Here is a 10,458-nt window from a genome sequence, read left to right on the forward strand (position 1 = left end):
GTGTGGCCGCGGCTGCCATTAGCGGCAGCAATGCGCAGGGAGCGGGCTTTGCAAAGTTTCGCCAGTTCCCCGACAGCGGACCTTCGTGTAGCGTGCGGTGAAAGCCGGCTCAGAGCCCAACCTGTACTTTGGATTTTCTCGCTGCGTGCGCTCGCAGCTTCAGAGATGCCGCAAGAGCAAGAAATTTGGTGCCCCTGCGCAGCGGAAAGAGCGGTCACTCATGCAGACCGCAGCGAGGATCATACCTCGAATTCACAGGGACAGACCCGCCTTTTGCTGATGCGGCCAGTGCTGACGCAGAACAACCTCGCTTTTACTGCACGTCTGGCGCTGCGGTTCAGTTTGTGTCGCGGGAGCGGCCGTTGTGGTTGCCAAATCTATCCGAAGGAAATTGTGCTGTCGCGGGACGAAAAACCCGACGTAATGGCCGTGCCGTGATCGGGGTTCCACATCCGGATTTCGAAGAACTCGTAGTGGCTTTGTCGGTGCTAAGGCCGGGTGAAGCGGTCGATTTGAAAACCATCAAGCAGGCTGCATCATCGGGACTTGCGCGTTTCAAGCCTCCGAGAAGGATCATTGCTGTAAAAACCTGCTGCGCAACGCCATGAAAACAGTTGATACAAACACCCTTCGAGATGCGCCTAAAAACTTGTTTGCATTAGTGAAATTAACCTCCTCGTTGCGGGCCAAAGAAGGCACTTGATTTAGGGTCGTATATCCATTTAGATCGAAAACTATATAAATGATGATGTCAAACGAGGCCACTCCATGCCCTTACAAGCCCCGATCGATGACAAGTGGATTGCCTGTTTTTCAGAGAGTTTTTGCATGTCAGGCGTTCAACAGGGCGACCTCGTCTATGTTCTGTCGGAATCCAGGTCCAACCCTGTTCTGGTTCAGTTGGCAGAGCTGGGGTTGGGGCGGATCGGCGCGCGCGTGGCCAGCCTCAGGCTCCCCTCGGCACGGCATAGCGCAGCGCAGCCGATCCGCTCGACCGGGGCGTCGGATGCGGCGGATGCCTATGGGGACCTGATGCGGACCATCGGGCCCACCGGGCTGGTGGTGGATGTGACCGTCGAGGGCATTCTGCACAGCCCGGCGCGGCAGGAATTGTTGTCGACCGGTGGTCGAGTCTACATGATCTCGCATGAACACCCTGAGGTCCTGGAACGCTGCATGCCCAACCCGGACCTGGTCGACCGTGTCGGTCACTCGTTGAAACGGCTGGAAAAGGCCAAGACCATGCGGGTGACCTCGCCCGCGGGAACCGACCTGACCGTTGATGTCCGTGGGGCGCCGGTGCGCGGCGGCGCCGGCTTCTTGTCTGACGGACAACCGATTGCCTATTGGCCCGCCGGCCTGGCGCTGTGCTTTCCGCTGGAAAACACCGTGAATGGCACGGTGGTTCTGAACACCGGTGACGTGAACCTGACCTTCAAGCGTTACTTCGAGGGGCCGGTGACATTGACCATCGAAAACGACCGGGTGACGGAAATCGCCGGTGACGGGCTGGATGCGGTTGCGCTGCGATCGTATTTCGCGACCTGGGACGACCCCGAGGCCTATACCATTTCGCATGTTGGATGGGGCCTGAACCCCGGTGCACGTTGGGACAGCCTGCACCTTTACGACAAGAACGAAATCAACGGAACCGAGCTGCGCGCGGTGGAAGGCAACTTCCTGATCTCCACCGGCGCAAACGAGTTTGCCGATCGCTACACGCCCTGCCATTTCGATTTTCCGATGCGCGATTGCTCGGTCTGGATCGACGAGGCGCAGGTGGTTGATCGCGGCAAGCTGTTGCCTGAGTTCCAATAGTGCGCGAGCCGATCCACAGATATGTTCCGGGTCAACCCCGTCTGTCCTTTGATCGGCTGGGGGATGGCCCACCTGTGGTGTTTCTGCATGGGATAGGTGGCAACCGGTTTCAGTGGCGTAATCAGTTGGAGGCCTTCGGTAACCGGTTCACGGCAATTTCATGGGATGCGCGCGGCTATGGCGCGTCGGATGATTACAAGGGAGAACTGTCTTTTGTGGATTTTTCCGCCGACCTGCTCCGGCTTCTGGACCATTTGAACGTCGACAAGGCCCACTTGGTGGGTTTGTCTATGGGCGCGCGTATCCTGTTGGATTTCGCCCCCGATAACCTGTCGCGGATTGCCACGCTGACCTTGTGTGACTTCTTTTACGGGTTTGATGAATCCCTGACCGATGAGAAGCGGGAAGAATTCATCACCCTGCGGCAAAAACCGCTGTTGGAAGGCAAGACGCTAACCGATCTTGCCCCTGCTCTGGTGGCCTCGCTTTTGGCGCCGAACCCGCCAGCGGCGGTGCGCCAACGGCTGATCACCAGCATCGAGGCGCTGCATGTCGACAGCTATCTCAAAACCCTGGCCGCAACGCTGCGCTATAACCGCAGCGCGGCTCTTTCAAGGCTGACCTTGCCGGTCCAGATGATCTATGGCGCATTGGACCGCCTGACCCCGCCCAGCATCGGCGAGGGTGCCCTTGGGAAACTACCCGATGGGCGGCTTGCCGTGATCCCCGGGGCGGGACACCTGTCGAATATCGAAGATCCCGCCGCCTTCAATGACATTCTCGCGGGGTTCCTGAAGGACCACCGCGATTCCGCATGCTGGAGGGGCTGAACCATGCTGTATTCCATCACGCTGGTCGACCGGCCCCACAGCGCGGCCTTGCGCGCAGAAACCGCCGCCACACATCGCGACTATGTTGGTGGGTTTTTCAACCTGATCGCGCTTGGCGGGCCGCTCCTGGCTGCGGACGGCAAAACCATGATCGGAAGCCAGATCGTGATCGACCTGCCAGATGCAGAGGCGGCGCAATGTTTTGTCGACAACGAACCCTATAACCGTGCGGGCCTGTTCAGTCAGGTTCTGATCCACAGGTTCGGAGCAGCAGTGTCCAATCCGGATTTGATCAAGGGAAACAAGACATGAGCCAACCAAAGACAGACATCCCTGTACTGATCGTCGGCGCCGGGTCGGTCGGGCTATCGCTTGCCGCCGAACTGGGCTATCGCGGGATCGGTGCGAAGATGATCGAAAAGGCCGATGTGCTGAACCCGCATCCGCGTGCCAACGCCGTGGCGAACCGGACGATGGAGTATTTCCGCCGTTGGGGCGTGGACGAAGCGATTGCGTCTTCCGGGCTGCCGCCGGACATGCCGTCACGGTATTTGTGGGTTTCGTCGCTGTTTGGGCAAAAAGTCCACCAGGTCGATCTGCCCTCGTTGGCCAAAATCCGCGAATCCGTGTGCGGCGGCTATGCCGCGGGTGAGCAAAGCTGGTCCCCTTATCTGAAGACCACAACCGGGCAGAACAATGTCGAGGAGATCATCCTGGACTATGTCCAGGTCTGTGATGCGGTATCGGTGCATATGCAAACCGAGTTGATTGCCTTTGAAGACAAGGGGGATCACGTGGTTTGTACCCTGCGCGATCTGACCACGGGAGAAGACCGCGAGATAACCTGTCGTTACCTGGCGGCCTGCGACGGCGGGCGGTCGCCTGTTCGCGAGCATTTCAAGGTTCCACTGACCGGGCGCGCGGCGTTGTCGCGGTTCATCTCGGTCTATTTCCGGGCGCCGGACCTGATCGAACACAACAAGTTCGGTAACGCCAACATCTATTTTCCGCTGCACAGGGACTATCGCGGGTTCCTGCTGAACTGGGACGGGGTGCAGACCTTTACCTACCACCTGATCCTGAAAGAGGGGCAGGATTGGGAGGATGTCAATCCGGTGGACGCCATCCGCGCCGTTGCCAGACGCCCCGACATGCCGGTCGAGATCATCTCGACCCAGCCATGGACGGCGCATGCCCTGACAGCGGAAAACTATCGCCCATCGCCCAACGTCTTCCTTGCTGGGGATGCAGCACATCTTTTCACTCCCACCGGTGGATTTGGGATGAACACCGGCGTGTCCGACGCCATTGACCTGGCGTGGAAGCTGCAAGCGGCGCTCGAGGGCTGGGCCGGCCCCGGGTTGCTCGACAGCTACTCGACCGAACGTCAACCCATCGGCGTGCGCAACACCTCGGAAGCGGCCAATTGCTTTGACGAGCTGTTTTCCGTGATGCAGCACGGTGACGAGATTGATGCAGAGGATGCGGTAGGCGAGAAACTGCGCCGTGAATTGGGCATTAGCCTCAAGGCACAGGAAAAACTGATCGTGTCCTCGGGCACCTTGCTGGGGTATCGCTATGAAGGCTCGCCAATCGTCGTGACCGATGGCTCGCCCGCGCCCGAGGATCATCCGCGCAACTATCAACCCACTGCGCGCCCCGGCCATCGAGCGCCGCATGTCTGGTTGCAGGACGGAAGTGCCCTGATGGACCATTTTGGCCCGGGCTTTACGCTGCTGGTCTGCACCGACTCAGGGGAGGACGATGCATCCGGGCTGAACGATGCCGCGGACGCTCTTGGCATCCCATTTTGCATCTGCCGCCAAGCCGACCCCGCAGTTCGCACGGCCTATGAGGCAGATTTCACGCTGGTTCGCCCGGACCTGATGGTCGCCTGGCGCGGCGACAAGCTGCCCGCAGATCCGGAAGAATTGTTCAGAACTGTCACCGGGTCTTAATATGGCACATTCAGTCGCACCCCAGGTCGCAACACGCTCAAAACCCTTCTTCGAAACAGGCGATGATGTCTCTCAATTGGGTTTGAAATTCAAGGGTGCGCCGCTTGCCCAGCCGGGCAACAAGACGGTCGTTGGTTTCCCGGGCGCGGGTGGTCAATTCCGCGACAAGATCCTCGCCCACAGGGGTCAGCGTGACAATCGCCTGACGACCATCTTTGGCATCAAAGCTCTTGTTCAGAAGGCCGTCCTTGACCGCAAGATCAACCAGCCGCGTAACGGTCGGTTGTTTGAGCATGAGCCGTTCGGTCAGATCCTTGATCGAATACGGTTGGTGTTCGGACAACCAGATCAGCATTCGCCAGCGACTGCGAGAAGTGTCCCCAAGTTTCATGCCGTTATGAAACTCCTCGGTCACAAGATAACTACATCTCTGGGTCAGATAGGGCAGGAGATCAGGAAGGATTTTGTCAGTCATTTCCAGGCTCCAGTACTTCGAAATCTATATGTTTTTTGTTTAACCACTACCGGCAGACCCCGCAATCCCATCAAAAAACAACATGCCGGTCCAACCTCAACAAGGAGAGAACCATGAAAACCATCGTGAAGGGTTTACTATCTGCCATTGTGGCCTCGGTTTTGGCCACTCAGGCCATGGCGCAAGATACCGTTCTGCGCGTCTCGAGCTGGTTGCCGCCGTCGCACCCGATCGTAAGAGACATGATTTTGCCCTGGGGCGAAGATGTCGCCGCCGCCACCGAAGGCCGTGTGAAACTCCAGTTGCTTGATGCACCTCTTGGCCCTCCACCGGCCCATATGGACCTGGCTCTGGCGGGTGCAGCAGACATTACCTATGGCGTGCACGACTACACTCCGGGACGGTTCAGCCTGCATCAAGTCGTCCAGTTGCCCTTCCTTGCAGACAGCGCTGCGGTGGCGTCAGTGGCCTATTGGCGCGTCTATGAAAAACATCTGGCCGGGGCAGAGGAACATAAGGGCGTTCAGGTGCTGGGCCTCTTCACCCATGGGCCGGGCCTGATCTACTTGCGCGACAAGGCGCCCAGCCCGCTGGCGGATCTCGCCGGGGCGAAGCTGCGCGTCGCCGGGCCAATGACCGCGGCAATGACCTCGTCGCTTGGCATGACGCCGGTTCAGGCACCTGCACCTCAATCCTATGAAATCTTGTCCGGTGGAATCGTCGATGGCACCTACTTTCCCGCCGAGTCCATCCCGTTCTTCAAGATCACCGACGAGCTGTCTCACGGGCTGCGTGCACCGGGTGGCCTCTACAACATTTCCTTCTTCATGGTGATGAACAAAGGTGCCTTCGACCGCTTGTCTGAAGCTGATCAGGCGGCGATCATGGCGCTCTCGGGCGAAGCGTTTGCATTACGGGCGGGCAAGGCCTGGGATGCAGCGGATGAAAAGGGATATGCCTCGATGGAGGGAAAGGTGACCATCACGGATGCCACCGAAGCCGATATCGCCACATTGACCGGGGCAACCTCGTCCTTGTTTGACAGCGTCAAGTCCGCCTACGCGGCCAAAGGTGTCGAATACGACTCCACGATGGCCAGCCTGAAGGCGGAAATCGAAACGCTGGAGTCGCAATGACGCCAAGGGGCCATGAAAATAGCAGAACCGCGCGGCTTCGGGCACGCGTGGTTCTGCTGACCTCGGTGATCTGCGGTCTGTTGCTGATCGCACTGACCGCGGTGACCGTGATCGACGTGGTGGGGCGCTATATCTTCAATGCCCCGCTATCCGGGGCGTCGGAGATGACCGAGTTTCTGCTCCTGGGAATTATCTTCATCGGGCTTCCCGCCATTACCCTTGATGACGGTCACATCACCATCGACCTCGTCACCTCGCAATTGCCGCAGATGGCGACGTCTATCCTGGCATTTTTTGCAAGGCTTCTTTCTGCGGTATTTTTTGCAATTCTCGGCTGGCAACTTCTGGAACATGCCGAGCGGCTGGCCCTCTACCAGGACATCACTGTCTACCTTCGCATTCCCTTTGCGCCATTTTGCACTGCCGCCGCCTATCTGATGATACTGTGTTCGGTGATCGTGACCGTGCAAATCCTGCGCCCCTTACTGACACGTAAACCGGGAGCACCAAGAGCATGAGTTGGGTCCTGGGGCTGGCAATTCTCTTCCTGTTGATCTTTGCCGGGGTACCAATCGCCATTGCGATGGGGCTTGTCGGTCTGATCGGAACCGCGTCGATCATCGGACTGGACCCCGCGTTCTTCCTTATCGGCGGTGTCTATTTCGATTCCGGGCGTAACTATTCCCTCTCGGTGATGCCGCTTTTTGTGTTGATGGGCAATCTGATTATCATGTCCGGTATCGCGACCGAGCTTTATGCCGCCGCCCATGCCTGGATGCGTCACAAGCGCGGCGGGCTGGCCATGGCCACCATCGTCGCTGCCGGCGGCTTTGCCTCGGTTTGCGGTTCTTCCCTGGCTACCACGGCGACTTTGGCCAAGATTTCGCTGCCGGAAATGCGCAAGTACGGGTATTCGGACAGGTTGGCGGGGGCCTCGGTCGCCGCCGGTGGGACACTGGGCATCCTGATCCCGCCTTCGGTCATCCTGGTTCTCTACGGGATCATGACTCAGGAACATATCGGAAAGCTTTTCTTGGCCGGGCTTGTTCCCGGCCTGATGGGGGTTTTCTTGTATCTGTGGGCGGTTCGGATTTCCCTGATGCTGAGCGGTGAAACGATGGAAGCGCAAGAGAAGCTGCCACTGCGCGCGCGGATTCAAAGCCTTCGCGGGGTGCTGCTGACGGCGTTTCTGTTCGTTTTCGTTCTGGGGGGCATCTATCTGCATGTGTTCACCGCGACCGAGGCCGCCGGGATGGGCGCCGCTGGTGCATTTCTCATCACCTTCCTGCGAGGCAAGCTTACCCTGCACGACACGCTGCGCATGCTTCTTGACACCGCCAAGACCACCGCCGTGATGTTCTTCATCTTGTTTGGTGCCATCGCTTTCCTGAATTTTGTCAATCTCTCAGGGCTAACGACGGACCTACGCAGTTTTGTCGTGTCAATCGGCGCCAGCCCTTACGCGGTTATCATCGCAATACTGCTGGTCTACCTGGTTCTTGGCTGTCTTTTGGAAAGCCTGTCGATGATCCTGTTGACGGTTCCGATCTTTCACCCCCTGGTCACCTCAATGGGATTTGATGGTATCTGGTTCGGCATTGTCGTGGTCGTAGCAACAGAGTTGAGCTTCATCACACCGCCGGTTGGCATGAACATATTTGTGCTGCGGGCAACGGCACCCGATGTGCCGCTCTTTTCTATCTATCGTGGGGTGCTACCCTTTGTGGGAGTAGATCTGATACGGCTTGCGCTGATCGTGGCTCTGCCGGGGCTCGTCAGCCTTTTTGGACTTCTCTACTGACGAAAGCGTCACAATCGATGGCCCGTGGCAGACCCAAAAAGCGCGGAAAGCCCAGAAACTACCTGGTAACAAATCGCCTTCGCAAGAGCTGTGGCTTGATCGATACGCTTCCTTTGTGGGCAATGGAACGCAGATTCGGAATGGCCGGTTGATCTGCAACCCGGGTATTATCTGTCATGCTGTCGCTGCGTTTGGCCTGATTGACCGCATCTCCTTCTGCCGAGGAGCGTAAACTCTCGCGCCGTTGCAGTTACCCGATCCAGCGTCGCCACGACGTCCTCACCGCGATAACTGAACCGCGCGTCGAGCACCGGCACGTATCGCGAGAAGGTATCCACAACCGTTAGAACCCGGAGCTTCCTGCCGGTCGCCAGTTGGTCATGAACGAAGTCCATCGCCCAAACATCGTTGGGCCCGACGGCTTCGGCACGATCATCGCGCAGCTTTGCCTTCACCCGCCGCTTTGGCGTCTTGTTTCTGAGCTGCATGCCCAACCGGAGCTGGCGGCTGACATGGCGTTCCGTCAGTCCGACGGCCTCGGCCAGTTCCTGAATGGTGGCGAACTCAGCGGCATCCATGCGCCGCCGCCATCCCCATGCCCGGCCGATGGCACGCAGGATGTGGGGGGCCTGCGTCTGGTCCTCGCTCGGCAGATAGTCGGCGGGCGGCAGAATCTTCGGCCACCTTTACAGTCCGGTGGATGATCGGACGTGATCGTACTGGGAAGATCCGTCGCGACAGCAAGACATTCGGCAAGGAACATGATGCTATCGCCCACAAGGTCAGTGTCGAAGCCTATGCCTCCGGAGCCGGGGCCGACAGTCTTCAGGCCCGTGCCGCCCACTGGATCGATGACCGGCTGGCAATGGGCAAGATCACGGAAAAGACCGCCGTGGGCTATCGCGAGAAGATCGCCGGATGGGCGGCCCTCATCGGCCCCAAGCCGTTCAAGAAGGTCACCACGGCGGACATCGACAGCGCGTTCGCCAAGCTGGCCAAGGGGCAGACCCCGACAGGGCGGGTGCCATCGCCCCGGACGCTCCACCACTACCGCACCGTCCTTGCGACCTTCTACTCGGCGATGGTCAAGAAGCGGGAGATCCTGCACTCGCCGGTGCTGGGCGTGGAGGGTGTCACGGCGGCGTCAAAAACACGGCGGGCACCGACACGGGATGAACTGGTCCGGATGATAGACCTCGCCGAGGGCAGCAATGCCGCCTATGGACAGATGGCCACGATCATGCGGATCAGTGCGGCCCTTGGATTGCGCCGGGGCGAGATCGCGGCGTTACGCTGGCAGGATATCGACTTCGACGGCTTGCGTGTCACCGTTGCCCGCACCGCCACCCAGCCGACGCCGGGCAAGATCTACTTCAAACCGCCCAAGACGAAGGCCGGGGAGCGCACCATCTCGATGCTGGCACCGACCGCGATGCTGTTGCGTGCCCAGCGGGGCAGGGTATCGGAATGGCGCATAAAGGCGGGTGACGCCTGGGCGGATAATGACCTGGTATTCAGCACGCCGGTTGGTGAGGTTCTCCACATCGAGCAACTGAGCCGGAGCGCCGGTCAGATACGCGACAAGGCGGGTGTCAGCCGTGATGTGCTACCGCTCCACGGTCAGCGTCACTACGCGCTCACGGAGCTTCACCGGTCCGGTGTGGACGTTCTGACAATGCAGGCGCGCGCAGGGCATACCGACATCCGGTCCACGCAGGTCTATGTCACGGTCGATGCCGACAAGGACAGGGAAGCGGCAGAAAAGGCGGCGGGGTCGCTGGTATGACAACATACAGCAAAGCCAAGGCTAATCTTTTGTGGGCGCGTGTCCTGCTTGCCAAGGAAGAAGGCTTCGGCCCCGGGCAAGGATTCCGCTATGACATCGCCGACTTTGTCCAAGAGGCGTGGCCTGAGAAGGGCGTTCCAGCCTTGATCCCTGTTTCAGTTGAAGCACGGAAGCATCAAGAGGCCGGTATCAAGACGCGCTATGAACACTCCGTGCCCCTTGGCGTCCTGTTCAAGATGATGTTGGAAACGGATACTGTTGAAGAAATGGTGGATGTCATTGAACGCCACTATCAGACGGCCTTTGTCACCATCGAAGAGGATAAGCGGATCAACGCTCTGGGATATCGTTCAAAGATGCCTGCCGACTGGGATGGAAACATAATGGCCCGGTATGACGCGGCCGGCATTCAGTTCTGACCAAAACCACCAAAATGCCAATGGCGTGCCAATGGAACGCCGAAACGCCGCTCCATCGGGGCGGTGCTTGTCGTCTAAGTCATTGATTTAATGGCGGAGAGACAGTCCGCCTGCATACAACTTATCTGCATCTATTTGAACGTATCTGAATGCACCTGAACATGTACGAAACATCATCAAATTATTGTTTAAATGACATTTTTTTCCAAAAAGTCGTCTTGACGCGTATCATACT

The 10,458-nt window shown here is 58.7% G+C and carries 11 protein-coding genes and 1 pseudogene; 10 read left to right on the top strand and 2 right to left on the bottom strand.

Translation table 11 applies throughout. The features are described 5' to 3' along the window. From WAO69_RS14250 to WAO69_RS14270, 5 genes are all read left to right on the top strand, one after another. The coding region (locus tag WAO69_RS14250; protein WP_422180272.1) for a hypothetical protein at positions 1-438 on the top strand (438 nt) is incomplete at its 5' end. Positions 439-828: 390 nt separating this feature from the next. After that, positions 829-1,818 (top strand): peptidase M29, encoded by a 990-nt coding sequence (locus tag WAO69_RS14255; protein ID WP_422180274.1) that lies wholly within the window; start codon positions 829-831, stop codon positions 1,816-1,818. Next, positions 1,818-2,648, top strand: coding sequence for an alpha/beta fold hydrolase (locus WAO69_RS14260; RefSeq protein ID WP_422180276.1), 831 nt, complete (start codon positions 1,818-1,820; stop codon positions 2,646-2,648). The genes WAO69_RS14255 and WAO69_RS14260 overlap by 1 nt, the downstream gene beginning before the upstream one ends. Positions 2,649-2,651: 3 nt before the next feature. Continuing rightward, the gene (locus WAO69_RS14265) at positions 2,652-2,960 is read left to right on the top strand and encodes a YciI family protein (protein WP_422180278.1); all 309 of its coding nucleotides are present in this window, start codon (positions 2,652-2,654) and stop codon (positions 2,958-2,960) included. Then, positions 2,957-4,606, top strand: coding sequence for an FAD-dependent monooxygenase (locus WAO69_RS14270; RefSeq protein ID WP_422180280.1), 1,650 nt, complete (start codon positions 2,957-2,959; stop codon positions 4,604-4,606). The genes WAO69_RS14265 and WAO69_RS14270 overlap by 4 nt, the downstream gene beginning before the upstream one ends. 37 nt (positions 4,607-4,643) lie before the next feature. Here WAO69_RS14270 and WAO69_RS14275 read toward each other — a convergent pair whose 3' ends face one another. After that, positions 4,644-5,081 (bottom strand): MarR family winged helix-turn-helix transcriptional regulator, encoded by a 438-nt coding sequence (locus tag WAO69_RS14275; protein ID WP_422180282.1) that lies wholly within the window; start codon positions 5,079-5,081, stop codon positions 4,644-4,646. A gap of 113 nt (positions 5,082-5,194) precedes the next feature. On the opposite strand from WAO69_RS14275, the gene WAO69_RS14280 reads away from it, so the two are divergent. The 3 genes from WAO69_RS14280 to WAO69_RS14290 are packed head-to-tail and all read left to right on the top strand — an operon-like array spanning position 5,195 to position 8,018. Next, the gene (locus WAO69_RS14280; RefSeq protein WP_422180284.1) at positions 5,195-6,217 is read left to right on the top strand and encodes a TRAP transporter substrate-binding protein; all 1,023 of its coding nucleotides are present in this window, start codon (positions 5,195-5,197) and stop codon (positions 6,215-6,217) included. A gap of 47 nt (positions 6,218-6,264) precedes the next feature. Continuing rightward, positions 6,265-6,735, top strand: coding sequence for a TRAP transporter small permease (locus WAO69_RS14285; RefSeq protein WP_422180285.1), 471 nt, complete (start codon positions 6,265-6,267; stop codon positions 6,733-6,735). After that, positions 6,732-8,018 (top strand): TRAP transporter large permease, encoded by a 1,287-nt coding sequence (locus tag WAO69_RS14290; RefSeq protein WP_422180287.1) that lies wholly within the window; start codon positions 6,732-6,734, stop codon positions 8,016-8,018. The genes WAO69_RS14285 and WAO69_RS14290 overlap by 4 nt, the downstream gene beginning before the upstream one ends. Before the next feature lie 251 nt (positions 8,019-8,269). Here WAO69_RS14290 and WAO69_RS14295 read toward each other — a convergent pair. Then, positions 8,270-8,512 (bottom strand): annotated as a pseudogene (locus tag WAO69_RS14295) (DDE-type integrase/transposase/recombinase); the annotation flags it as partial. Between the two features lie 206 nt (positions 8,513-8,718). Between WAO69_RS14295 and WAO69_RS14300 the strand changes: the two are divergent. Next, complete coding sequence (locus WAO69_RS14300; RefSeq protein ID WP_422180289.1) at positions 8,719-9,804, top strand: tyrosine-type recombinase/integrase; 1,086 nt, start codon at positions 8,719-8,721, stop codon at positions 9,802-9,804. Beyond that, on the top strand, positions 9,801-10,223 hold the full coding sequence (locus WAO69_RS14305; protein ID WP_422180291.1) for a hypothetical protein: 423 nt from the start codon (positions 9,801-9,803) through the stop codon (positions 10,221-10,223). Before WAO69_RS14300 ends, WAO69_RS14305 begins: the two co-directional genes overlap by 4 nt. Positions 10,224-10,458: the final 235 nt, after the last annotated feature.

This window comes from Aestuariivita sp. (assembly GCF_049276915.1).
Taxonomy (GTDB): domain Bacteria; phylum Pseudomonadota; class Alphaproteobacteria; order Rhodobacterales; family Rhodobacteraceae; genus Aestuariivita.

Excerpts from the sequence above, each read along its gene's own strand:
- WAO69_RS14305 (WP_422180291.1), top strand. The coding sequence starts at position 9,801 with ATGACAACATACAGCAAAGCCAAGGCTAATCTTTTGTGGGCGCGTGTC.
- WAO69_RS14255 (WP_422180274.1), top strand. The coding sequence starts at position 829 with ATGTCAGGCGTTCAACAGGGCGACCTCGTCTATGTTCTGTCGGAATCC.
- WAO69_RS14290 (WP_422180287.1), top strand. The coding sequence starts at position 6,732 with ATGAGTTGGGTCCTGGGGCTGGCAATTCTCTTCCTGTTGATCTTTGCC.
- WAO69_RS14300 (WP_422180289.1), top strand. The coding sequence starts at position 8,719 with ATGATCGGACGTGATCGTACTGGGAAGATCCGTCGCGACAGCAAGACA.
- WAO69_RS14265 (WP_422180278.1), top strand. The coding sequence starts at position 2,652 with ATGCTGTATTCCATCACGCTGGTCGACCGGCCCCACAGCGCGGCCTTG.
- WAO69_RS14280 (WP_422180284.1), top strand. The coding sequence starts at position 5,195 with ATGAAAACCATCGTGAAGGGTTTACTATCTGCCATTGTGGCCTCGGTT.
- WAO69_RS14270 (WP_422180280.1), top strand. The coding sequence starts at position 2,957 with ATGAGCCAACCAAAGACAGACATCCCTGTACTGATCGTCGGCGCCGGG.
- WAO69_RS14275 (WP_422180282.1), bottom strand. The coding sequence starts at position 5,081 with ATGACTGACAAAATCCTTCCTGATCTCCTGCCCTATCTGACCCAGAGA.